The sequence below is a fragment of the Streptacidiphilus fuscans genome (genome assembly GCF_015690355.1).
Classification (GTDB): Bacteria; Actinomycetota; Actinomycetes; order Streptomycetales; family Streptomycetaceae; genus Streptacidiphilus; species Streptacidiphilus fuscans.
This window is the reverse complement of record NZ_JADPRT010000022.1, coordinates 124,706-148,324: the sequence shown is the minus strand read 5'-3', so window position 1 is coordinate 148,324 and position 23,619 is coordinate 124,706. Positions and strand designations below refer to the sequence as shown.

At 72.2% G+C, this 23,619-nt stretch carries 20 protein-coding genes, 1 pseudogene and 1 riboswitch; of the genes and pseudogenes, 10 read left to right on the top strand and 11 right to left on the bottom strand.

Annotated features, from left to right (window positions below; translation table 11 throughout):
• Positions 1 to 3: 3 nt before the first annotated feature.
• The 4 genes from I2501_RS36220 to I2501_RS36205 form a co-directional block, all read right to left on the bottom strand.
• Complete coding sequence (locus I2501_RS36220) at positions 4 to 219, bottom strand: hypothetical protein (RefSeq protein ID WP_196194991.1); 216 nt, start codon at positions 217 to 219, stop codon at positions 4 to 6.
• A gap of 185 nt (positions 220 to 404) precedes the next feature.
• Complete coding sequence (gene hrpB / locus I2501_RS36215; RefSeq protein WP_196194992.1) at positions 405 to 3,026, bottom strand: ATP-dependent helicase HrpB; 2,622 nt, start codon at positions 3,024 to 3,026, stop codon at positions 405 to 407.
• A gap of 45 nt (positions 3,027 to 3,071) precedes the next feature.
• The gene (locus tag I2501_RS36210) at positions 3,072 to 4,247 is read right to left on the bottom strand and encodes a baeRF3 domain-containing protein (protein ID WP_215909703.1); all 1,176 of its coding nucleotides are present in this window, start codon (positions 4,245 to 4,247) and stop codon (positions 3,072 to 3,074) included.
• 103 nt (positions 4,248 to 4,350) lie between these two features.
• Complete coding sequence (locus I2501_RS36205; RefSeq protein WP_196194993.1) at positions 4,351 to 4,527, bottom strand: hypothetical protein; 177 nt, start codon at positions 4,525 to 4,527, stop codon at positions 4,351 to 4,353.
• A 205-nt stretch (positions 4,528 to 4,732) separates the two neighbouring features.
• Between I2501_RS36205 and icmF the strand changes: the two genes are divergently transcribed.
• The 3 genes from icmF to I2501_RS36190 all read left to right on the top strand — a co-directional run bounded on the left by icmF (position 4,733) and on the right by I2501_RS36190 (position 10,339).
• Complete coding sequence (gene icmF, locus I2501_RS36200; protein ID WP_196194994.1) at positions 4,733 to 7,963, top strand: fused isobutyryl-CoA mutase/GTPase IcmF; 3,231 nt, start codon at positions 4,733 to 4,735, stop codon at positions 7,961 to 7,963.
• Between the two features lie 176 nt (positions 7,964 to 8,139).
• The gene (locus I2501_RS36195; RefSeq protein WP_196194995.1) at positions 8,140 to 8,295 is read left to right on the top strand and encodes a hypothetical protein; all 156 of its coding nucleotides are present in this window, start codon (positions 8,140 to 8,142) and stop codon (positions 8,293 to 8,295) included.
• Between the two features lie 211 nt (positions 8,296 to 8,506).
• Positions 8,507 to 10,339, top strand: coding sequence for a glycoside hydrolase family 15 protein (locus I2501_RS36190; protein WP_196194996.1), 1,833 nt, complete (start codon positions 8,507 to 8,509; stop codon positions 10,337 to 10,339).
• Here I2501_RS36190 and I2501_RS36185 read toward each other — a convergent pair.
• On the bottom strand, positions 10,295 to 11,932 hold the full coding sequence (locus tag I2501_RS36185) for an MFS transporter (protein ID WP_236046535.1): 1,638 nt from the start codon (positions 11,930 to 11,932) through the stop codon (positions 10,295 to 10,297). The two genes, I2501_RS36190 and I2501_RS36185, sit on opposite strands and share 45 nt — an antisense overlap.
• Before the next feature lie 140 nt (positions 11,933 to 12,072).
• Positions 12,073 to 12,223: riboswitch (cobalamin riboswitch) on the top strand.
• 99 nt (positions 12,224 to 12,322) lie between these two features.
• Here I2501_RS36185 and I2501_RS36180 point away from each other — a divergent pair.
• The 3 genes from I2501_RS36180 (at position 12,323) to I2501_RS36170 (ending at position 15,257) form a co-directional block, all read left to right on the top strand.
• A complete protein-coding gene (locus I2501_RS36180) occupies positions 12,323 to 13,345 on the top strand; it encodes an ABC transporter substrate-binding protein (RefSeq protein ID WP_196194998.1) in 1,023 nt (340 codons plus the stop codon).
• 89 nt (positions 13,346 to 13,434) lie between these two features.
• Entirely contained in the window at positions 13,435 to 14,466 is a 1,032-nt protein-coding gene (locus tag I2501_RS36175) for a FecCD family ABC transporter permease (protein ID WP_196194999.1), read from the top strand.
• Entirely contained in the window at positions 14,463 to 15,257 is a 795-nt protein-coding gene (locus I2501_RS36170) for an ABC transporter ATP-binding protein (RefSeq protein ID WP_196195000.1), read from the top strand. Before I2501_RS36175 ends, I2501_RS36170 begins: the two co-directional genes overlap by 4 nt.
• A gap of 17 nt (positions 15,258 to 15,274) precedes the next feature.
• On the opposite strand, the gene I2501_RS36165 is transcribed toward I2501_RS36170, so the two are convergent.
• From I2501_RS36165 to I2501_RS40000, 4 genes and pseudogenes are all read right to left on the bottom strand, one after another.
• Entirely contained in the window at positions 15,275 to 16,042 is a 768-nt protein-coding gene (locus I2501_RS36165; protein ID WP_196195001.1) for a phosphotransferase family protein, read from the bottom strand.
• A gap of 82 nt (positions 16,043 to 16,124) precedes the next feature.
• Positions 16,125 to 16,574 carry a MarR family winged helix-turn-helix transcriptional regulator gene (locus I2501_RS36160; protein ID WP_196195002.1) on the bottom strand — a complete coding sequence of 150 codons (450 nt, stop codon included), beginning with the start codon at positions 16,572 to 16,574 and terminating at the stop codon, positions 16,125 to 16,127.
• A gap of 26 nt (positions 16,575 to 16,600) precedes the next feature.
• A complete protein-coding gene (locus I2501_RS40005; RefSeq protein WP_328806854.1) occupies positions 16,601 to 16,993 on the bottom strand; it encodes a nitroreductase family deazaflavin-dependent oxidoreductase in 393 nt (130 codons plus the stop codon).
• A gap of 81 nt (positions 16,994 to 17,074) precedes the next feature.
• A pseudogene (locus I2501_RS40000) lies at positions 17,075 to 17,932 on the bottom strand (SDR family NAD(P)-dependent oxidoreductase); the annotation flags it as partial.
• A 138-nt stretch (positions 17,933 to 18,070) separates the two neighbouring features.
• Between I2501_RS40000 and I2501_RS36150 the strand changes: the two are divergent.
• Together I2501_RS36150 and I2501_RS36145 are read left to right on the top strand one after the other, a co-directional pair.
• A complete protein-coding gene (locus I2501_RS36150) occupies positions 18,071 to 18,805 on the top strand; it encodes an SDR family oxidoreductase (RefSeq protein ID WP_196195004.1) in 735 nt (244 codons plus the stop codon).
• Positions 18,802 to 19,278, top strand: a complete 477-nt coding sequence (locus tag I2501_RS36145; RefSeq protein ID WP_196195005.1) for a MarR family winged helix-turn-helix transcriptional regulator — start codon at positions 18,802 to 18,804, stop codon at positions 19,276 to 19,278. The genes I2501_RS36150 and I2501_RS36145 overlap by 4 nt, the downstream gene beginning before the upstream one ends.
• Before the next feature lie 49 nt (positions 19,279 to 19,327).
• Here the strand turns inward: I2501_RS36145 and I2501_RS36140 are convergent, their stop codons facing one another.
• Both I2501_RS36140 and I2501_RS36135 read right to left on the bottom strand, forming a co-directional pair.
• The gene (locus tag I2501_RS36140) at positions 19,328 to 20,530 is read right to left on the bottom strand and encodes an FAD-dependent oxidoreductase (protein ID WP_196195006.1); all 1,203 of its coding nucleotides are present in this window, start codon (positions 20,528 to 20,530) and stop codon (positions 19,328 to 19,330) included.
• Between the two features lie 201 nt (positions 20,531 to 20,731).
• Positions 20,732 to 21,319, bottom strand: a complete 588-nt coding sequence (locus I2501_RS36135) for a TetR/AcrR family transcriptional regulator (protein WP_196195007.1) — start codon at positions 21,317 to 21,319, stop codon at positions 20,732 to 20,734.
• Positions 21,320 to 21,565: 246 nt separating this feature from the next.
• On the opposite strand from I2501_RS36135, the gene I2501_RS36130 reads away from it, so the two are divergent.
• Both I2501_RS36130 and I2501_RS36125 read left to right on the top strand, forming a co-directional pair.
• The gene (locus I2501_RS36130; RefSeq protein ID WP_196195008.1) at positions 21,566 to 22,495 is read left to right on the top strand and encodes an alpha/beta hydrolase family protein; all 930 of its coding nucleotides are present in this window, start codon (positions 21,566 to 21,568) and stop codon (positions 22,493 to 22,495) included.
• Positions 22,496 to 22,565: 70 nt separating this feature from the next.
• On the top strand, positions 22,566 to 23,603 hold the full coding sequence (locus I2501_RS36125; protein ID WP_196195009.1) for an aldo/keto reductase: 1,038 nt from the start codon (positions 22,566 to 22,568) through the stop codon (positions 23,601 to 23,603).
• Positions 23,604 to 23,619: the final 16 nt, after the last annotated feature.

Below are 23,619 nucleotides of genomic sequence, written 5' to 3'. Positions count from 1 at the left end.
TCCTCACCAGCCAAGAGCACGAAAAGCCTCCTTCAGGACCGCTTCGGGAATCTCCACAAGCCCCTCCCCCTCCGGGGGCTGGAAGCCGGCGAAGTGTTCGCCCTGGACGACGAACGTGCCACGGTCCGTTCGGTAGACGTTCGGGCAGTCCCCCTGCCCACACTCGCCAGACCCCTCCCCGCTTCCGGTGAGCCGGGTGAGTCCGATCTTCTCCGCCATGGTGGAGGTCCCTTCCCGCTGGGCACCCAGCGCGCCCTGGGCACGAAGGTAGGCGGACTCTCAATACATCGTCTATGCCGCAACGGAGTTATTCCCGTCATGGAATAGTTGACCAAGAAACGGGAGAGCTCCGCTGGTCACCCGACTCGATGACAGTCAAGGCAGCCAACGGCCGCATCCGACCCCTACCGGCGCGGGTTCGCGCGGCGCGTGGGCTCGGCGGTGGTGGGGTCTTCGGGCCAGGGGTGGCGGGGGTAGCGGCCGCGGAGGTCGGCGCGGACGGCGCGGTAGCCGTCGCGCCAGAAGGAGGCGAGGTCCGCGGTGACGGCGGCCGGGCGGCCCGCCGGGGAGAGCAGATGGATCGTCAGCGGGACGCGCCCGCCGGCGAGGCGGGGAGCGGTCTGCCAGCCGAACAGCTCCTGGAGCTTGACCGCGAGGACGGGCTGGTCGGCGGAGTAGTCGACGCGGATCCTGGACCCGGTGGGGACGGTGATCCGCTCGGGAGCCAGCTCGTCGAGGCGGCCGGCCTCGCCGGAGGCCCACGGCAGCAGCCGGGCCAGGGCGGTCGCCGTGGGGACGCGTTCCAGGTCGGCGCGGCGGCGGGCGCGGGAGAGTTCGGGCTCCAGCCAGTCCTCGGCACGCTCACGCAGGGAGCCGCCGTCGACGGCGGGCCAGGGGTCGCCCAGCACGCGGTGCAGGAAAGCCATCCGCTGTCGCAGGCTCGTCGCCTCGGCCGACCAGGTCAGCAGCTCCTCGACGCCCTCGACGGCGAGACCCTCCAGCAGGGCCGCCCGCAGCAGCGCCCGGTCCGGAGCGGCCAACGGCTCGGTGGCGAGTTCGACCGCGCCGAGCGCCTCGACGCGGCGGGCGGCGACCTCGCCCCGCCTCGACCCCGGCGGGACCGCCCAGCGGACCTCCTCACGATCCGTCAGCAGCGGTGCCGCGCACATACGGGCGGTGGCCTCGTCCGTCGCGGCGGCCAGCTGGACCCGCGCCGAGGGCGACCCGGCCGGGCGGTCGGCGACGGCGACCGCGATCCACTCCGCGCCGGACAGCGCCGACCCGGCGCCCGTCGCGGCGGCGGTGCCCGAGGCCATCAAGTAGGCGGATGCGGCGCCGGGTTCGGGCTTCTGCAGTGCCCCCGGCCGTGACCCCGGGCTGCGCCTCCTGGCGATGCGTTCGGGGAAGGCCAGCCCGGCGATCAGCCCGGCCGCCTCGGCGTCGCCCACACCAGCTGGTGCTTCGTCCGCGTCCGGGTGCCGACGCAGCCGTCGCACCTCGTCGCGCCAGCGCGCCGCGTAGGGGTCGTTGCCCTTGCGAACCGCGCGGCGGACGGCGGCGAGGTCGTCGCCCAGCGCACGCGGCGGCTCCTCGGAGAGCAGCGCGACCAGCTCGGCCGCCGGGCGCTCGCCGACGAGCGGCGCGCCGTCGAGCAGCGCCCGGCCGAGCCGGGGGTGCAGGCCGGTGCGCGCGATCCGGACACCCCGTCCCGTGGCGCGGCCCTCGGCGTCGACCGCGCCCAGCGCGGTCAGCGTGGTGTGCGCGGCGGCCATCGCACCGGCGGGCGGCGCGTCGGGCAGGGCGAGTCCGCGAGCGCCGGGCGCTCCCCAGCAACTGGCCTGGAGGGCGAAGGAGGTGAGGTCCGCCTGCATGATCTCGGGCGTGGGCAGCGCCCTCGCCAGCGCGTCCTCGGCTTCCGCCCAGCAGCGGTAGACGGCGCCGGGCGCCTCCCGGCCCGCTCGTCCGGCGCGCTGGCGTCCGGTCGCCAGCGAGGACCGCACGGTCACCAGCCCGGCCAACCCACGGGCGTGGTCGGTACGCGGCTCACGGGTCAACCCGCAGTCGACGACGGTGCGCACCCCGGGCACGGTCAGCGAGGACTCGGCGACCGACGTCGAGAGCACGACCCTGCGGCGGGAGCCGGGCGCGAGGGCGGCGTCCTGCACGGAGCGGTCGGCCCGTCCGTGCAGTTGCAGCACATCGGCAGTGTCGCGCAGGCCGCCCAGCAGACCGGCCACCCTGCCGATCTCGCTCACGCCGGGGAGGAAGCACAGCACGTCGCCTTCGCGCTCGCGCAGCGCCCGCAGCACGGTCGCCGCGACGTGCTCCAGCAGGGCCGGGTCGGTGCGCAACCCCTGCGGCGGCCGGACCGGGCGGGGCGGCGGCGACCAGATCACCTCCACGGGATGCTGGATCCCGTGCGCCTCGACGACGGGCGCGGGCCCGTCCGCGCCCCCATCCGCCCCGCCATCCGCGCCGCCATCCGCGTCGCCTCCGCCGCCGCCGAGAAGCCGGGACCACGCGGCGGTGTCGGAGGTCGCCGACGCGCACACCAGCTGCAGTTCGGGACGGAGCGCGGCCCGCACGTCCAGCAGGAAGGCCAGCGCGGTGTCCGCGTCGAGGTGCCGCTCATGGCACTCGTCCAGCATGACGAGGTCCACCCCGGCGAGTTCCTGGTCGCGCTGCAGGCGTTGCAGCAGGACGCCGGTGGTGACGACCTCGACCACGGTGTCCGGGCCCACCCGCCGCTCGCCGCGCACCGTGAAACCGACCCGCTCCCCCACCGGCTCGCCCAGCATCCACGCCATCCGGCGGGCGGCGGCCCGTACCGCAAGCCGCCGCGGCTCGGCGACCAGCACCCGCCGCGACGGCGTCCCGTCCAGCAGTCCGGCCAGCGCCAGCGGCACCAGCGTCGTCTTCCCCGTCCCGGGCGGCGCCTCCAGCACCGCCGCCCCGCGCGACTCCAGGGCGCGTCGGAGCGCGGGCACGGCACTGCGTACGGGGAGGTCAAGGGCGGCGAGGTTCACCCCCGCAGTCTCCCCGATCCAGGCCACGGCCGAGCACTGCGTCCGTCAGAAGCGCAGGACCGCCGCGACCCCGTCCGTCTCGGCGAGCGTGCCGTCGGGCACGAACAGAACCTCTCCGTCCGCGCGAATCGTGTTCTCAACCAGCTGCTCGACGATGTCCGTGGCCACGCCCAGGGAGTGCGGGGCCGGTCCGATGTCCCGCTTCGGATTCGGCAGGGTGACCGGTTCCTGGACCGGTTCGAGCTCCAGCTCGCGGCGGTCGTCGGAGATGCGCCCGGCGATCACCTGGCCTTCCTCCACGACGAGCAGCCGGACCCGCTTGTCCGCGACGGCTGTCCACACCTCCACCGGGCCGCCCGCGAACTTGCCCTGCGAGCGTGCCGTGTCCATGGCGGCGAGCGCTCCGGCGACCTGCTGGGCGTCGAACTCGTCGAGGACGGGCGTCAGCCGCTTCACCAGCTCCCGCGCCGGAACGGTCTCCATGCCGGTCAGCGGGAGAGTCCCGGCGATGAGGTCCGCCAGGTCCGTCTCCTGCCGGAACATCGTCAGCATCTTGGGGCTGCCGACCAGGAAGAGCGGCGGCCTGCCCGCCTCCTTCACGGCGTCCCCCAGGCGGGAGTTGACGGCCCGAAGGTACTGCTTCAGATAGGCCTCGTGATCCTCGTACGGCGCGGAGTGCGGGATCGGGCCGGGGATCGCGTCCTCGGGCGAGGGGATCTGCGGGCTGTCGGGGAAGCCGTGCTCGGTGACCTCCGTCAGCTCCCGCCACGCCCCTCGGAACAGCCGGCTCAGCTTCTGGTCGAGGACCAGCACCAGGTACGGACGCGCGCCCTGCTCCGCCGCCACCAGATACCGGGTGAGGAACGTGGTGCCGAACTCCACGCGCGGCACCACCGCCCACGGTGAGGTGAAGTGCCACACCTGGACGGGTTCGCCCGCGGCGACGTAGGCCACCATGGCGTCGCCCGACCGGTCGGAGTCCCGCGCGACCTCGATCACGTCGGGGTCCAGCTTGTGCCGGGTCAGCTCCAGCCGGTCGTCACGGTCCACGTCGGGGTCGTCGGCGAGCCTGCGCTTCGCCTCGGTGAGCACGTCCCGCAGCAGGATCCGGGTGTGGTCGTCGGAGGGGGCCTTCGGGTCGCTGGGCAGGACCAGTGTGATCGCCGGGTAGGGCCGCGGGCTGCGCAATGCGGCCAGTGCTTCGGGAGTCACCTCGGGCATGTGCACCACATCGCTCGTCAAGGGGCCCGCTCAGGGCCCAGCCAATGAGGGCCTCCGCAGGGCCCGGTGGGTCAGAGGCCTGGTGAGTCAGAGGCCCGGTGGGTCAGGGAGCCCAGTGGCCGTCGGGCTGGCGGAACTCGTGCGGTCGCTGCCGCTTCCGGTCGAGCTGTTCCTTGGACTGGCGGATCGCGTGGGCCAACTGCGTGTGGAAATACAGCAGCTTTCCCTGCCCGCGTGCGCCGAGGCCGTGGTGCCCCTTCACCGCCATGCTCTTGCTCATGACTCTCCTCCCCTCCAGGGATGCCGAATCATGCCGAACCGATCCCTTTACGCTACGACGCCCTCCCCGCCGCTGCGACCGGGCAGGACGCTCGGCGGAGTCAGGCAACGGGCACGAAGGTCGGCACCCGCACGCCGCACCATTTACTAGGACGTCCTAGTATCTGTATCGTCGGCGCTGCTTCGACCTGTCCCGGAAGGCCACCATGAGTGATCTGCACGTACCCGAGAACCCTGTCCGCCTGGTCACCGCTTCGGCGCTGTTCGACGGGCACGACGCGTCGATCAACGTCATGCGGCGGATCTTCCAGTCGCAGGGCGCCGAGGTGATCCACCTCGGGCACAACCGGTCCGTGCAGGAGGTCGTGAACGCGGCGATCGAGGAGGACGTCCAGGGGGTGGCGGTCTCGTCCTACCAGGGCGGGCACGTCGAGTACTTCGAGTACCTGGTCCAGTCGCTGCGCGAGCGCGGCGGGGAGCACATCCGGGTGGTCGGCGGCGGGGGCGGCGTGATCGTCCCCGAGGAGATCGCGCGGCTGCGCGCCAGCGGCGTGACCATCTTCTCGCCCGAGGACGGCCAGCGGATGGGCCTGGTCGGGATGATCAACTCGGTGGTCGCGGACTGCGACTTCGACCTCTGGGCGAACCGCAGCGCCGAGCTCGGCGCCGTGCTGACCGGTGACCGGTCCGCCGTCGCGCGCGCCATCACCGGCGCCGAATTGGGCAGGCTGTCACCGGAGTTCCTGGAGCAGGTCCGCGCCGCCGCGGCCGCGCGCCCGGTGCCGGTCCTCGGGATCACCGGCACCGGCGGCTCCGGCAAGTCCTCGCTCACCGACGAGCTGGTGCGCCGGTTCCGCGTCGACCAGCAGGACAAGCTGCGCATCGCGGTGATCGCGGTCGACCCGACCCGCCGACGCGGCGGCGGAGCGCTGCTGGGCGACCGGATCCGGATGAACTCCCTCGACGGCAACCGGGTGTTCTTCCGCAGCCTGGCCACCCGCGGCAGCCACGAGGTGCCCGAGCACCTCGCCGACGTGATCGACGTGGTCAAGGCCGCCGGGTTCGACCTGGTGATCGTGGAGACGCCGGGCATCGGCCAGGGCGACGCGGCCATCGTGCCGTTCGTCGACACCTCGCTGTACGTGATGACGCCGGAGTTCGGCGCCGCGTCGCAGCTGGAGAAGATCGACATGCTCGACTTCGCCGACGTGGTCACCATCAACAAGTTCGAGCGCCGCGGCGCCAAGGACGCGCTGCGCGACGTGAGCCGCCAACTGGTGCGCAACCGTCAGGCGTTCGACAAGAAGCCGGACGACATGCCGGTGTTCGGCACCTCGGCCGCGACGTTCAACGACGACGGCGTCACCGCGCTCCACCAGCACCTGAAGGCGCTGCTGGCCGAGAAGGGCCTGCACCTCTCCGAGGGCGCGCTGCCGTCGGTCGACGTGCGCCACTCCTCCGGCATCCGGCAGGTCGTGCCGGCCGACCGGGTGCGCTACCTGGCCGAGATCGTCGAGACGGTCCGCGGCTACCATGCCGAGACCGAGCAACTCGCCACGGCGGCAAAGCGGGTGCAGTACCTGGACGCCGTCAAGGCCGAGCTGGTCGAGGCCGGGCTCGACGCCGCGAGCGTGACCGAGCTGCTCACCGAGGCCTGCCGGCAGCTCCCGTACGAGATCGGCGAGCAGATCGCGGGCTGGCCCGCGGTGGTGGCGTCCTACTCCGGCGACGAGCAGGTCGTGAAGGTCCGCGACAAGGAGATCCGCACCGCGCTGACCCGCGAGTCCCTGTCGGGCAACCGGATCCCCCGCGTGGCGCTGCCCCGGTTCACCGACCACCAGGAGCTGGTGCGGTTCTGGCGCCGGGAGAACCTGCCGGGCTACTTCCCGTTCACCGCAGGGGTGTTCCCGTTCAAGCGCGACGGCGAGGACCCGGCGCGCATGTTCGCGGGCGAGGGCGACCCGCAGCGCACCAACCGGCGCTTCAAGCTGCTCTCCGAGGGCCAGCCCGCCACCCGGCTCTCCACCGCGTTCGACTCGGTGACCCTCTACGGCCGCGACCCCGACGAGCGCCCCGACGTCTACGGCAAGGTCGGCACCTCCGGCGTCTCGGTGGCCACCCTCGACGACATGAAGGTCCTCTACGACGGCCTCGACCTGATCGCGCCGACGACCTCGGTCTCGATGACGATCAACGGCCCGGCGCCGACCGTGCTGGCGTTCTTCCTGAACACCGCCATCGACCAGCAGCTCGACCGGTTCCGCGCCGACGAGGGCCGCGACCCCTCCCCCGCCGAGGCGGACCAGCTGCGCGCCCACGCGCTGGCCAACGTCCGCGGCACGGTGCAGGCGGACATCCTCAAGGAGGACCAGGGGCAGAACACCTGCCTGTTCTCCACCGAGTTCTCGCTGCGGATGATGGCCGACATCCAGGAGTGGTTCATCGCGCAGAAGGTGCGGAACTTCTACTCGGTCTCCATCTCCGGCTACCACATCGCCGAGGCGGGCGCGAACCCGATCAGCCAGCTCGCCTTCACCCTCGCCAACGGCTTCACCTACGTCGAGGCGTACCTGGCGCGCGGCATGCACATCGACGACTTCGCCCCCAACCTGTCGTTCTTCTTCTCCAACGGCATGGACCCCGAGTACTCGGTGCTCGGCCGGGTCGCCCGCCGCGTCTGGGCCGTCACGATGAAGAAGAAGTACGGCGCCAACGAGCGCTCCCAGAAGCTGAAGTACCACGTGCAGACCTCCGGGCGGTCGCTGCACGCGCAGGAGATGGACTTCAACGACATCCGCACCACGCTGCAGGCGCTGATCGCCATCTACGACAACTGCAACAGCCTGCACACCAACGCCTACGACGAGGCGGTCACCACCCCGACCGAGGAGTCGGTGCGCCGCGCGCTGGCCATCCAGCTGATCATCAACCGGGAGTGGGGCCTGGCGATGAACGAGAACCCGCTCCAGGGCTCGTTCGTCATCGACGAACTCACCGACCTGGTCGAGGAGGCGGTGCTGGAGGAGTTCGAGCGCATCAGCGAGCGCGGCGGCGTCCTCGGTGCGATGGAGACGGGCTACCAGCGCGGCCGGATCCAGGACGAGTCGATGCTGTACGAGCAGCGCAAGCACGACGGCACCCTGCCCATCATCGGCGTCAACACCTTCCGCAACCCGCACGCCGACACGGCCACGCCCGGCCCGATCGAGCTGGCCCGCGCCACCGAGGACGAGAAGCGCTCGCAGCTCCAGCGCGTGCGCGACTTCCAGGCCGGCCACCACGACGACGCCCACGCCGCCCTGGCCGCCCTGCGGGACGCGGCGGTGAACGGCGACAACGTCTTCGCCGTCCTCATGGACGCCGCCCGCGTCTGCTCGCTGCAGCAGATCACCGAGGCGTTCTTCGAGGTCGGCGGCCAGTACCGCCGCAACGTCTGACGGGACGGCGGGTCCGGCGAGCGGAGAGTCTTCGATCGACAGGGAGATGCGGCTGACAGGCATTTAAAACAAAGGCATGGTTCCCGTATTGGTGCTACAATCGTAGCCATACGGGGCCGTCGGGCTGGCATCACCCGGATGCCGGCGGATCGCCCCTCCGCAAGGGGGAGAACACCATGACCTTCCAGCTCGAAGCCGCTACACGGGCGACCATCGACGAGCGTCTGCGCACGGCCAAGGCCTACCGCCTCACCCGTGCCGCGCGGCTCAACAACCGCGCCGAGCGCGCCGCCCGGCGTGCGCGGCAGGCGCTGACCAGCCTGCAGGCATGACCGTCCGTCCGGGAATGGGCCGCACCGCACCACGGTGACGGCCCATTCCCGCGTTCCGAGGCACCACGTTCTCGCGTTCCGACGCAGCACCTTCCCGCGTTCCGACGCACCACGTTCCCGCGTTCCGACGCACCACCGCTGCCCGATCTACCATGAGAGGCACGGTCCTTCGCGGCCGCACCTGCCCACAGCCGAACGGTAGGAGGCGGGCATGGCCATCGGGAGCGTGTCCGGCTGGGTGGACGACCCGCGGTACATGCCGATCTCCGAGCACGGTCTGATCGGCGATCTCCGGACCGCCGCCCTGGTCGGGACCGACGGCACGATCGACTGGTACTGCCCCCCGCGCTTCGACGCGCCCAGCGTCTTCGGGTCCATCCTCGACGCCGACCGGGGTGGGTCGTTCGCGCTGACCGCCGACGTGCCCGCGCGGACCCGGCAGTTCTACTTCCCCGACACCAACGTGCTGATCACGCGGTTCTACGCGGCGGACGGGGTGGCGGAGATCCAGGACTTCATGCCGGTCGTCGACGAGTCCCGCGAGGCCGACCGGCACCGGCTGATCCGGCGGGTGGTCTGCGTGCGCGGCAACCTGCCGTTCGTCGCGCGGATCGCCCCGCGCTTCGGCTACGGGGCCGAGAAGCACACGCTGCGCGTCCAGGGCCGTGAGGCCGTCTTCGAGGCCCCGTCGCTCTCCCTCGCCCTGACCTCCACCGCGCCCCTCGAACCCGACGGCCCGGACGTGGTGTCGCACTTCAAGCTCCTCGAAGGCGAGTCCGTGGTCTTCGCCCTCGACCAGGTCGGCGCGGGCGTCCGCCCGCAGGCCTGTCCGCTCGCCGAGGCGCAGCAGCAGTTCGAGGCCACGGTACGGTTCTGGCGCACCTGGCTTGGCCGCTCGCGCTACCGCGGCCGGTGGCGCGAGATGGTGCACCGGTCGGCGCTGGTGCTGAAGCTGCTCACCTACGCGCCGACCGGCGCGATCGTGGCCGCCCCGACGACCAGCCTGCCGGAGCAGGTCGGCGGTGAACGCAACTGGGACTACCGCTACGTGTGGGTCCGCGACGCCGCCTTCTGCGTCTACGCCATGCTCCGGCTGGGCTTCACCTCGGAGGCCGAGGCGTTCATGGGCTTCCTGTCCGAGCGCGGCATCATGCGCGGAGCCGGCCCCACCGGTCCGCTGCAGATCATGTACGGCATCGACGGGCGCTGCGACCTGCCCGAGATCGAACTGCCGCACCTGGAGGGCCATCTGGGCTCCGCCCCGGTCCGGATCGGCAACGCCGCCACCACCCAGCTCCAACTGGACATCTACGGAGCGCTGATCGACTCGGTCTACCTCTACGACAAGTGGGGACAGCCCATCAGCAGCGACCGCTGGGACGAGGTCTGCGCCGTGGTGGACTGGCTCTGCGCCCACTGGGACCAGCCCGACGAGGGCATCTGGGAGACCCGGGGCGGCCGGAGGAACTACGTCTACTCGCGGCTGATGTGCTGGGTGGCGATCGAACGGGCCGTCAGGATGGCCAACCGGCGCGGCCTGCCCGCCGATCTCGTCCGCTGGCAGCGGAGCCGGGACGACATCTACCGGCAGATCATGCGCCAGGGCTGGTCCGCCGAGCGTGGGACGTTCGTCCAGGCGCTGGGCGGCGACGTCCTGGACGCCTCCGTGCTGATGATGCCGATGGCCAAGTTCATCTCGCCCACCGACCCCAAGTGGCTCTCCACCCTGGACGCGCTGACGGCGACTCTGGTCTCCGACTCGCTGGTCTACCGCTACGACCCGGAGGCCAGCCCCGACGGCGTGCGCGGTGCCGAGGGCACCTTCTCGATCTGCTCGTTCTGGTACGTGGAGGCGCTCACCCGCGCCGGGCGGCTGGAGGAGGCCCGGCTGGCCTTCGAGAAGATGCTCACCTACGCCAACCACGTCGGCCTCTACGCCGAGGAGATCGGCCGCACCGGGGAGCAACGCGGCAACTTCCCCCAGGCGTTCACCCACCTCTCACTGATCAGCGCCGCCTTCAACCTCGACCGCGCCCTCGGCTGAGGACCGGCTCGCGGAGGGCAGCAGGTGACGGACCGTCGGCGCGCCCTGCGCGAGGGAGCGCACGTCCTGAAGGAGACCCTCGTCGTATCCGGTGGTGCGGCTGGAGTGCTGCAACAGGTGCTCGGACCAGGAGGCGACCTGGAAGGCCTCGGTGAAGTGCTCGGGCACCGCGCTGTCGCGGTACAGCTCCCAACTCACGGCGCCGGTACGCCTGCGGGACTGCTCCACCGGGCGCATCGCGGCGACGAAGGCGTCGACGTCCCCGGGGGCGACGGTGTAGTCGATCAGGACCAGCACCGGCGTGTCGTCGGGGACGGCGTCGAGCACCAGGGCCGGCTCGGGCCAGGTGGACACGACCGAGCGGTCGAGCGGGGCGGTGGGGTGGATGACCGGCCACCACAGCAGCGTCACGGTGGTCGCCACCAGCAGCCCGGCGGCGGCGAGCAGCGCCTGGGTCAGCCCGGCGGCCCCGGCCACAGCGCCCCAGACCAGCGAGCCGATGCCCTGGCCGCCCATGAAGACGATGAGATAGACGGCGAGCCCGCGGGCCCTGACCCATGCGGGCAGCCTCAGTTGCAGTTCGGTGTTGAAGGTCGACAGGTTGACCAGCCAGGCCGCACCGGTGGGCAGGAGCACGAGGGCCAGGGCGGTCAGGCTGTGCAGGGTGGCGGTGGCGACGGTGCCACCGGCGAACACGACGCCGCCCAGCGCCAGCAGGACGTTCTCCGACAGGGCCGCCCGGAGCCGTTTGATCGTCAGGGCGCCGACGATCGCTCCGACGCCCAGGGCCCCGAGCAGCAGCCCGTACCCTCCCGATCCCAGGTGCAGGCTCCGGCCCGCCGTCACCGGCAGCAGCGCCCACAGCGCCGAGGCGGGCAGCACGAACAGCGCGGAACGCACCAGGATCCGCCGCACGCCCGGCGCGTGCCGCACATAGCGAACTCCGGCGTGCAGTGCGGGGACCGGCGCCTCACTGCCGCGCAGGCTCTGCGGGGGACGGTGCCAGGCGTAGACCGCCAGCGCGACGACGACGAAGCTGACGGCGTTCACCGTGAACACCGTGGCCGGGCCGGAGACCGCGACCAGCAGGCCCGCCAGCGCCGGGCCGACGGCCCGCGCGACGTTGACGTTGAGGCTGTTGAGCGACGCGGCCTGCGGGATCAGGTCGCGCGGGACCAGCTCCGGCTGGATCGCCTGCCAGGCGGGGTTCGTCAACGCCTGGCCGCAGCCCATCAGGAACGTGATCAGCAACAGGACCGTGGGGGTGGCGAGCCCCGCCCCCGTCAGCCCGGCGAGCACCCCGGCGAGCACCGCCATGGCCACCGACAGCGCCAGCAGGATGTGCCGGCGGTCCAGCAGGTCCGCGAGCACGCCCGCGGGCAGCGAGACGAACAGCACCGGCAGCAGGCTGGCCGCCTGCACCGCCGAGGTGAGCAGCGCCGCGTTGGGCTGGTGCACCAGCATCCACTGGGCTCCCACGGTCTGCATCCAGGTGCCGATGTTCGACACCATCTGGGCCAGCCACAGCAGGCGGAACGCGGGCACCGCCATCGGCGCCCACGACGACTGCCCGTACCCCTGCGTGCCCTGCATCCCCATGGGCTCCCTCTCCGGCCGGTCCCGCACCGGCTCCGCACCGGTCGATTCTCCCGCCGATGCGGCTGGTACGCCGCTCCGCCACGGGGGTGCCCGGCCGGGGAATTCCACGCAGTGCTAACCTGCCTGAGCCAAAAAATCTGCGCAGCCATGCAGGTTTCCGGCAGCGTGCCAGGCAGCGAAGCCGGTGAAGCCCGCGAAGCGGGTCATTCCGGCGCTGTCCCGCAACTGTGAGGGCCGTCTTCCGTGCGGCTTGAGCCAGGTCGCCTCCTGCCGCGCTACGACATCGGCCCTCGTGGGAAGGGGCGGTCCGTTTCTGTCGGCGCGCGTCCTGCGCCGCTCGTCGACGGATTGGCTTCTTCCCGTCCCTCGGGAGGAAGCACCACCATGGCTCACTCGTCCGTCCGGCCCCGGCCCGCCCGACACACCCGGATCGTCCGCGCCGTCTCGACGGCGACCGCCGCGCTCGCGGCCGTGGCCGTCGTCGCCGGTTGCAGCTCCACGGGATCCGGCTCCTCCAGCTCCGCCGACTCCTCGTCCTCGTCCTCGGCGGGCGCGTCGACGGCCGCCGCGGCGTACCCGGTCACGGTGAGCGGCGCCAACGGCAAGGTGACGCTCGCGTCCCAGCCGCACCACATCGTCTCGCTGTCGCCGACCGCGACCGAGGACCTGTACGCGGTGGGTGCGGGCAAGCAGGTCGTCGCGGCGGACTCCGACTCGAACTACCCGTCGGGTGTGCCGACTACGAGCCTCAGCGGGCTGACCCCGAACATCGAGGCCATCGCCAAGTACAACCCGGACCTGGTCATCACCTCCCAGGACGCCGGCGGTCTGGTCGCCGGGCTGACCAAGCTGGGCGTCCCGGTCCTGATCGAGCCCGCGGCGGCGACGATCAACGACGTCTACACGCAGATCGACGCGATCGGCCAGGCCACCGGCCACGCCGCCCAGGCGACGCAGACCGTCACCACCATGAAGGCGTCCATCGCCGCCTCGGTCAAGGCGGCCGGTGCCCACCACCCGAACCTCAGCTACTACTGGGAGGTCAGCGCCAACCCGTACTACTCGGCGACCTCGGCCACCTTCGCCGGGCAGATCGCCTCGCTGTTCGGCCTGAAGAACATCGCCGACAAGGCGGACAAGGCCTCGGACGGCGGCTACCCGCAGCTGTCCGCCGAGTACATCGTCTCGGCCCAGCCGCAGCTGATCTTCCTCACCAACAACCAGTCCACCGACGGCGGGCAGACCCCGGCGATCGTCGCGTCCCGGCCCGGCTGGTCCGGCATCCCGGCCGTCAAGAAGGACCAGATCGTCGGGCTGAACGACGACATCGCCTCCCGCTGGGGTCCGCGTCTGCCGCAGCTGGTCGCCCAGATCGCGCAGGCCGTCGAGAAGGCCCCCGCCAAGTGACGCACGGCGGATAGTGAACATCAGGTGACGGGACATCAGGTGACGCAGCATCAGGCGACGGGGCATCAGGCCGCGCGAAGGGGCGGGCAGTGACACGGGACGGACAGCGCCCGCGCACCCTGCGCGCCTACGGCATCGCGGTGGTCTTCCTGGCCGCCGCGGTGCTCGTGGGTGCCATGGCCGGTGCGGCGGACCTCAACCCGCTGGCGACGGTCGCCGCGCTGCTCGACCGGCTGCCGCTGGTCCATCTGCCGCAGCAGCTCAGCGCGTTGGACCGGGCGGTGCTGTTCCAGATCCGGCTGCCGCGCGTGGTGCTGGGGGCCCTGGTCGGCGGTGCGCTCGCGCTCGCGGGCGCGGGCTACCAGGGCGTCTTCCGCAATCCCCTGGTCGACTCGTCCCTGCTGGGCGCGTCGGCCGGGGCGGGCCTCGGGGCGACGGTCGCCATCGTCGCGCTGGGCGGCGCGGACGCGGCCACCGTGCCGGTGGCGGCATTCGTCGGCTCGCTGGCGGGCGTCGCCCTCGCCTATCTGGCGGGCGTCACCGGCAGACCGGGGACCTCGACGCTGCTGCTCGCCGGGCTCGCGGTCTCGATGTTCCTGACGGCCGTGCAGACGTACGTGCTGCAGCGGTCCAGCCAGGACATCCAGCAGGTCTACTCGTGGCTGCTCGGCTCGCTGTCCGCCGCCACCTGGAGCCAGGTGACGCAGATCCTGCCGTACCTGGCGGTCTCCACCGCCGCCGTGCTGCTGCACGGCCGCCATCTCGACGTGCTGTCCGTCGGCGACGAGGAGGCCCGCTCGCTGGGCCTCCGGCCGGGCCGGATCCGGCTGGTCGTGGTGGCCGCGTGCGCGCTGGCCGCCGCGAGCGCCGTCGCGGTCAGCGGGCTGATCGGCTTCGTCGGGATCGTCGTCCCGCACGCGGTGCGCAGACTGGCGGGCACCTCCTACCGGCTGGTCCTGCCGCTGTCGATGCTCTTCGGCGCCGGTTTCCTGGTCCTCGCCGACACCGTGGCCCGCACCGTCGTCTCCCCGGCCGAGCTGCCCATCGGCGTCGTCACCGCGCTGATCGGCTCGCCCGCGTTCGTCTGGATCCTGCGCTCCACCCGGTCGGTGCGCACATGACCGACCGCGCCCTCGGGCTGGAGGTGAGCGGCGTCGCCGTCGACCTGGACCGGACCCCGATCGTCCGCGACGTCTCCTGCGCCGTCGCCCAGGGCGGCTGGCTGGCGCTGATCGGCCCCAACGGCGCGGGCAAGTCGACCCTGCTGCGCGCCGTCGCCGGGCTGCTCCCCCATCGCGGCGACGTCCGGATCGACGGCTCCCCCGTCGGACACCTGCGCGCCCGCGAGCGGGCCCGGCTGATCGGCTATGTGGCGCAGAACCCGCTGCTGCCACCGGACATGACGGTCCAGGAGTACGTGCTGCTGGGCCGCACGCCCCACCTCGGCTACCTGGCCGGTCCCGGCGAGCGCGACCGCGAGGCCGTGCGGCGCACGCTCACGGCACTCGACCTCGGCGACTACGCCGACCGCCGCCTCGCCCAGCTCTCCGGCGGCGAGCGCCAACGCGCGGCGCTGGCCCGTGCCCTGGCCCAGGAACCCCGGCTGCTGCTGCTCGACGAGCCGACCTCCGCGCTCGACCTCGGCCACCAGCAGCACGTTCTCGACCTCGTCGACGACCTGCGCCGCACCCAGGACCTGACCGTGGTCACCACCCTGCACGACCTGACCACCGCGGCCCAGTACGCGGACCGGCTGGTCCTGCTCCACCAGGGCCGCGTCGAGTCGGCCGGAGCGCCCGCCGAGGTCGTCACCCAGGACGCGATCGCCCGCGTCTACGCCGCGCGCGTCTCGGTCACGACCGACCCCGACGGCCGCCCGGTGGTCACCCCGCTGCGCGGCGCCCGGAACTGAGCCGCCGCCTGAACGGTTCACATCCGGGATCTGAGCACGTCGACCTCGCAGCCCGGCGAGGAGGGGTCGAAGCCGTGCTCGGCCAGCCAGCGGACCGCCAGCAGGCTGCGCAGCGACCACCACGCGCGGATCACGTCGAGATCGAGGTCGACGTCGCTGCCGTACCCGGCGACGACGTCGTCGAGGTGCTCCTCGTGACCGAGCGTCAGGATGGCGAGGTCGAACAGGGCGTCACCCCGGCCCGCCTCGGACCAGTCGATCACGCCGGTGACCTCGTCCCCGGCGACGAACACGTGGGCGCACTGCAGGTCGCCGTGCGTGAACACCGGCGTCCACGGCCGCAGCGCGGCCTCGGCGATCCGGCGGTTGCGCGTCACCAGGTCGGTGGGAAGGACGTCGTTCGCTACGAGCCAGGCACATTCGGCGTCGAGCGCCGACGCGAGCTCGTCGACGCTCCGGCCGGGCCATGGCGGCAGCGGTGCGTCGTGCAGCCTCCGGACGGCGGCGCCCGCCGCGGCCCACGCCGCCGGCGACGCGGTCGACGGCTCACCGAGGCGCGCGAGCGCCGTGCCCGGCAGGGCGGCGAGCGCGAGCACGGGCGGCTTCCGCCACAGGACCCGCGGCGTCGGGACCGGCGCGACGGCCATCGCCTCCACCTCGACGTCGGTACGACGCTGATCCGCGTCGACCTTGAGAAACACGTCGCCGACGCGCAGGGTCGCGCGCTCGTTGTGGGCGACCACGACCTCGACCTCGTCCTCGTGCCCGTCCTCGACGTCCGCCATGCCGCCCATTGTGGCCGGGACGCCCGGCGCCGTCGCCCGATTTGTCGCGGGCGAGCGGTGCGGCACGGACCCGGACCAGCGGCTACTGACGCGTCAGGGCGTCGGCGAATTCGGTCAGCAGGCGATGGAACACCGCGCGGTCCTGCGGGTCGAACGCCGCGAGGGCGTCCGCGATGACCGCCTCGGCGCGGGGCGTGACGGCCGCGAGGGCACGGTGGCCCTCGTCGGTCACATGGTTGTCCACGATCCTGCCGCGCCCCGAACTGCGCTCGACGAGCCCTCGGTCGTCGAGTCGCTGCAGCAACCCGCTGAGCGTCTGCGGGGTGTGGAACGTGGCCCTGGCCAGCTCGGAGGCCGAGGCCCCCGGCTGCCCCGCGGTCTCCCGCAGCACCGCCCACAGGCCCAGGTTGAGGCCGGACGGTCGCAACGCCTCGTCGAGCCGCTGGGCGAGCACATGTTGTGCGCGCCGGAGCGTGAGGCCGAACTCGACCTCCGCAGAACGTTCCTGGTCACGGTCGCTGTTGCTGGGCACGGCGCGATGGTACCTGAGCCGTCCGGTCACTTCGGGTCGAGCACGAACAGCGGGATGTGCCTGTCGGTCCGCCCCCGGTACTCCCGGTAGGACGGGAAGGCCCGCTCCGCCCGCTGCCACCACTCAGCCCGCTCCGCGCCTTCGGCCTCACGCGCGACGAAGGACCCGGTGACCGTTCCGTCCTGGAGCCGGATCTCGGGGTGCGCCTTGATGTTGTAGTACCAGGTCGGGTGGTCCTGAGCGCCCTGCCGCGAGGCGATCACCGCGTACCTGCCCTCGTGCTCCACCCGCATCACCACGGTGTAGCGCAGCTTTCCGGACTTGGCCCCGCGCAGCGTCAGCAGCACCACCGGTGACCCGAGCATCTCCATGCCCTCCGTGGTGCCGGACGCCAGGATCTGCTGCGTCTGTGCCCGCACGTGGTCCCTGGGGCTGAGTTCGACTGCTTCGTCGCCGTCGGCGTCGCCCGGGTCGTCCACGCTGTCCGCGCTGTCCGCGCTGTCGGATGGAAGTGCGACCGGGTACGGCTCGGAGACACCGGCGGACCGGCTGACCTGCTCCCATGTCGTCGCCTCCTCGATCTGCCGCCGCGAGTAGTCGAGCGACATCTCCACGGCGTTGACACCGAGGAGCAGGTGCGTGGGCAGGTGCTCACGTTTGACGACCCGTACGACGATCTCCGCCGCCCGCACGGGGTCGCCGACCGGCGGCGTGCCGCCCCCGCGCTCCAGCATCGCGCCGATGGTGGGTTCGTACTCCGACGGGATGCGATGGACCGTCATCGACGATCCTGTCGCGTCGGTCGCGAAGTAACTCGGCTCGACCGTCAGCACTTTGACGCCGAAGGGCGCGGTCTCCGCGGCGAGCGCCCGACTGAACCCGTCGACGGCGAACTTGGCCGCCTGGTAACTGGCCACGCCCGGGACTCCGCCGACGCGCCCGCGCGCCGAGGAGAACTGCACGACGACACCGCCGCCCTGGGCGCGCAGCTGCGGGATCACCGCCTTCGACACGTTGTAGACGCCCCAGAAGTTGGTCTCGAACTGGGCGCGGAAGTCCTCGTCGTCGCCGGTCTCGATGGGGGCGACGTTCAGGTAGCCGGCGTTGTTGACGACGACGTCGATCCTGCCGAAGTGCCCGACCGCATCCGCCACCGCGGCATGCACCGCGCGCGTGTCCGTCACATCCAGGGCCAGGGCGAGCAGTCGCTCGCCATGGGACTCGGCGAACTCCGCCAGCTGCTCCGGACGGCGCGCCGTCCCGACCACGCGGTCACCCGCCTCCAGGGCGGCCCTGACCAGCGCACGGCCGAGGCCGCGCGAGGAACCCGTGATGAACCATGTCTGCCTCTGCACCATGCCATCCCTTCGCCATCCCGGACATCACCCAATTGAAGCCGCCTGCATCATTGAAGTCACCTTCAATATGACCCTACGCGACGCGGCACGACAGGTCCACCCTTGACCGAATTAGTTATACGACGCACAATCATTGCTATGACTACAACTAATTCGGAGGGTCCCGCCACGCCGGCCCCGGCCCCAGGCAGGCGGGTGCTGCTGATCGGCGCGTCGCGCGGGCTCGGCCTCGCGCTGGCCCGCGAGTGGGCGCGGGGCGGCCGACAGGTCGTGGGCACCGTGCGCGGGTCGGGCCGGACGGGTCTGCACGAGCTCGCCGAGGCCCACCCCGGACAGGTCGAGATCGAGACCGTCGACGTCACCGAGCCCGCGCAGATCGCGGCGCTTCAGGCACGCCTCGCGGACCGGACGTTCGACCTGCTCTTCGTCAACGCCGGTGTCACCAACCAGCCCGAGGGCACGGTCGCCGAGACGTCGAACGAGGAGTTCGTCCGGGTCATGGTCACCAACGCGCTGAGCCCGCTGCGCGTCGTCGAGGCCCTCCAGGACCGGGTCACCCCCGAGGGGACGATCGCGGTGATGTCCTCGGGCCAGGGCAGTGTGGCCAACAACGAGCACGGCGGACACGAGGTCTACCGGGGCAGCAAGGCCGCCCTCAACACCTTCATGCGCAGCTACGCGGCACGCCACCACGGCGAGGCCCGCCCCCTGGTGCTGATGGCTCCGGGCTGGGTGCGTACCGACATGGGCGGTCCGGGCGCGCGGCTGGGCATCGACGAGAGCATCCCGGGCGTCGTCCGGACGCTCGACGGGCTGCACGGGCGGCCGGGTCTGCACTACGTCGACTACCTCGGCCGGACGGTGCCGTGGTGAACCCACCGAGAGCAGGCGAAGCGGGACCACCCGCCGACCCCGCGCAGCAGGCCTGGGCTCTGATGCAGCGGTTCGTCGAGGCGCACAGCCGCCGGGGCGAACTGGCCGATGCGCTCGGGTTCCGCCTCGGCGGGGGCCGGGGCAAGTTCCTCTTCCAGCTGCGCGAAGGGCCGCTGACGCTGCGTCAACTCGCGCAGGCCAACGGCCTCGACGCCCCCTACGCCACCCTCGTCGTCGACAAGCTGGAGGCCCACGGCCTGGTGGAGCGCCGACCGCACCCCGACGACCGACGCCGCAAACTGGTCACGCTCACCGCCGCCGGACACGACGCCATTGCAACCGCCGACGCCATCCTGCTGCGCCCGCCCGCAGCGATGCGGACCCTCCCGCAGGAGGACCTCGGGCGGCTCGCCGAGCTGGTCGCCCGGCTCCTCGACGCGGACGACGGCGCAGACGGATCGCCGGGTCAATGAACCAGGCCATGGCGGTGAGGCCGGGGTCGCGCACGCGGACGGTCGGTGCCTACGCCTGTGCTGCGGGGAGCGGGTCCTGGCCCACCAGGCGGTGGCCGCGTTCGGCCGATTCGCGTACCGCGTCGAAGCCGTACGCGCGCATCTCCGCCTCGTAGGCGTGCAGGGCCTGCGCGAGCGGGCGTCCGGCGGCGGCCTCGACGAGGCGGTCGGTCAGGACCCGTGCGTCACGCAGCGCGGTGTTCGCGCCGACGCCGATCGCCGGGCTCATGACGTGGACGGCGTCGCCGAGCAGGGTGACCGCCGTGGTCTCCCACGCCGCCACGGGCACGCTCGTGCGCACCGACACCGGGAAGAGCGAGTCGGGATCCTGCCGCGACACCGCCTCGACCAGACGGGGGTGCCAGCCCTCCACCAGCGACAGCGTCAGCGCGCGCAACCCGACGCCGCCCAGGGCGAACAACTCGGCGTCGCTGCAAGGGAACTGCTCTCGCCGGGCGCCGAACACGCACGCCAGGTAGTCGCGGTCCGCGCTCAGCTCGGTGCCGGGAGCAAGCCGGGCCGCCGCCTCGTGGATCGGCTCGCGGTACCGCACGGGAGCCAGCCCGACGAAGCGCCGCTCCGGGCCGACGACGGTGGTCCACAGGCCGAGCAGCTCGGGCGGGAGCAGCGCGCGGGCCGCCTCGTCCGCGAACGGGACCTTGCCGTAGATCAGTCGCAGCCCGGCGTCGACGACCTGTGCCTGCGGCAGGTACTGGCCGCGGACCGCCGAGTTGACGCCGTCCGCGCCGACCAGGACGTCGCCGGTGGCGCTGGTGCCGTCCGCGAAGTGCGCCGTCACCGAACCCGACGGGTCGACGTCGTAGTGCGTGAGCCGGGTGCCGTAGTGGACGGTCTTCTCCAGCCCAGACAACAGGATCTGACGCAGCATCCGACGGTTGACGGCCAGGTTCCCGCCCCCGGGCAGACCGGGGACGAGCGGGAGCTCCTGGGCGTGCAGCAGGTCCAGCCGCTGGTCGAAGGTGTCCATACGCGGCCCCGGCGTCCCGGCGGTGGCCGCGAACAGCGCGAAGGCCTGCGGCGTCAGCAGCGCCTGGAGCGCGGTGATGCCGTCGGGGTTGATCCGGATGCGGTAGCCCTGGATGCGGAACTCGGGGTCGGGGTCCTTCTCGTGGACCGAGGCGCTGATCCCCGCCCGGCGAAGCCCCTGTGCGAGGGCCAGGCCACCCAGCCCGCCCCCCGGCGATGACGACATGCAGATCCGACACAGTCGTGTCCCTTCTCGACATGAAACGAAAAGGGACGCACCGGACGTGCCGCAACGGGCACCGTACGAGCGGACGACCGCCATCCGGACTACCTACCGGACCGTGACTTTCGTACGTCCGTCATCGACGCTAACACACGGTCAGGCGCGGAGCGCAAGAGCCGGCAGCAGGTTTGCCCTTCGACCGCCCTACCGGGGACACAGACCGCCGAGGAGCAGGTCGATCAGGCGGCGGGGGTCGTACCCGGAGTCCTTGCCTGCACCGATGCAGAGGTTGCCGACGCCGTGCATCAGTTCGAGCGCCTCGATGCCGGAGCGGACCTCGCCCGCCGCCACGGCGGCGTCGAGCAGCTCGGCGCAGACGGGGACCAGCCGGTCGATGAAGTACGCGTGCAGGCCCGCGAACGCCTCGTCGTCGGAGTGCAACGCCGCGGCGAGGCCGTGCTTGGTGACCAGGAAGTCGACGAAGAGGTCGATCCACTCCGCCAACGCGGCGTACGCGGACCGAGCGCTCGCCAGCAGCGCCGGTCCGGCCTCCGCGCATGCCTCGACCTGGTGACGGTAGACGGCGACGACGAGATCGGCCCGCGTCGGGAAGTGGCGGTAGATGGTGGCGACACCGACGCCCGCCCGGGCCGCGATGTCACGCACCGGCGCGTCGACGCCGGAGGCCACGAACGCCGCGGCCGCGGCGTCCAGCAGGGTCTGCTCGTTGCGCCGCGCGTCGGCGCGCTTCCGGGGAGCCGCCGGTACTGATCCGCTGCCGGTGTCGACCACTGCGCCACTGCCTCCACTCGTCGTATGCCTTGCCAACCGGAACACCGTTCCGTATGGTTTAACCGGAACGCTGATCCGCTCACCAGGATGCCAGACGGGCCACCACGGGACCAGGCCGAACGTAGCCACCCGTCAGTCACGTCTCCCTCTCTCACCCGCTCGCGTTCCGTCCGAGCTTCGTCCTGCCCCGACTTCGCCGTCCCTCGATGCCGTCGCTCGACGACGTCCCCCTCCCAAGGAGCACCCATGGACAGCCCCACCGCAACCGTCGGCCCAGCCGCCCCCGTCGTCTCCGTCCACCCCGTGGTGCTGGCGGCCCCGGGCCGCGGCGAGGACCTGCGGGTGCGGGTCTCAGCCCCGCTGGTCGGGGACCGACTCCCCGTCCTCGTCTTCTCGCACGGATTCGGCCAGTCCTCGGACAGCTACGCCCCGCTGGTCGACTTCTGGGCCGCGCACGGCTTCGTGGTGGTCCAACCCACCCACCTCGACTCGCGGTCCCTGGGCCTCGCGCCCGACGACCCGCGTCAACCGCGGATCTGGCGCCTGCGGGTCGAGGACCTGGTACGCGTCGTCGACCAGCTCGACCTCGTCGAGGCCGCCGTCCCGGGCCTCGCGGGACGGGTGGACCGCGACCGTGTCGCCGTCGCCGGGCACTCGTGGGGCGCCCAGACGGCGAGCATGCTGCTGGGCGCACGGGTCCTGGACCCCGACGGCGGCCCGGACACGGACCTGTCCGACCCGCGGATCACGGCCGGGGTGCTGCTCGCCGTGCCGGGAACGGGCGGTGACGACCTGACACCTTTCGCCGCCGAGCACTTCCCCTTCATGCACCCGGGCTTCGCGGGGATGAGCACCTCGGCCCTGGTGGTCGCCGGTGACAAGGACCAGTCCGCGCTGAGCGTCCGGGGGCCCGAGTGGTTCACCGACGCCTACGCGCTCAGCCCGGGAGCCGAGAGCCTGCTCACCCTGTTCGGCGCCGAGCACTCGCTGGGCGGGATCTCCGGCTACCACTCCACCGAGACGACGGACGAGAGCCCCGAGCGCGTGGCGCTCGTCCGACTGCTCACCACCGCCTACCTGCGCACCGCCCTCGGCGTCGACGCGTCCGCCTTCGCGGCGGCCCGCGCCGAGGCGGCACGAGGCGCCGCCGCGATCGGCCGCGTGGACTCCAAGTGAAGCCGCATCGCTGCATCTGCGGCACCTGAGCTGCGGCGCTTGAGCTGCGGCACCTGAGAGGAGAACCGACATGGAATACCGGCCTTTGGGACGCACCGGCGTCTCGGTCAGTCAGATGTGCCTCGGCGCCATGATGTTCGGCGCCTTCGGAAACCCCCACCACGACGACGCGGTCCGGATCATCCACCGGGCGCTGGACGCCGGGATCAACGTCATCGACACCGCCGACGGCTACTCCGCCGGTGAGTCGGAGCAGATCGTCGGCAAGGCGCTGGCGGGCGGACGGCGTGACGACGTGGTGCTCGCGGTCAAGTTCGGCCCGCCCTTCGACGAGAAGCCCAACCACCGTGGCGCGTCACGCCGCTGGATCACCGAAGGCGTCGAAGGCTCGCTGCGGCGGCTCGGCACCGACTGGATCGACCTCTACCAGGTCGGCGTCCCCGACCCGGACACCGACATCGACGAGACCCTGGGCGCCCTGACCGACCTCGTGCGGGCGGGCAAGATCCGCTCCTTCGGCGCGTCGAAGGTCCCCGCCTCGCAGATCGTCGAGGCCCAGTGGGTCGCCGACCGCCGCGGCCATGGACGGTTCCGCACCGAACAGCCCCCGTACTCCCTGCTGACCCGCGCGATCGAGTACGACGTGCTGCCGACCTGTCGGCGGCACGGCATGGGCGTGCTGGCCTACAGTCCGCTGGCAGGCGGCTGGCTGTCGGGCAGCTACCGCAAGGGCCGGGAGATCGGCGGGCCCGGCTCCGTCGCGCGCAGGCAACGGTTCGCGGGACGCTACGACACCGCGGCCGCCTCGAACGCGGCCAAGCTGGACGCCGCCGACGCGCTCGGCGCGCTCGCGGACGAGGCGGGGCTGACGCTCGTTCAGCTGGCGGTCGCGTTCGCCGTCCGCCACCCCGCCGTCACCGCCACGATCATCGGTCCGCGCACCATGGAGCATCTGGAGGGCTACCTGGCCGCCGACGGCATCGTCCTCTCCGACGACGTGCTCGACCGCATCGACGAGATCGTGCCCCCTGGGGTCACCGTCAACGTGGCCGACAACATGTGGGAGTTCGGGACCACGGCGCTCACCGCGGCCAACCGCCGACGGTAGGCGCCCGGCTTGCTGC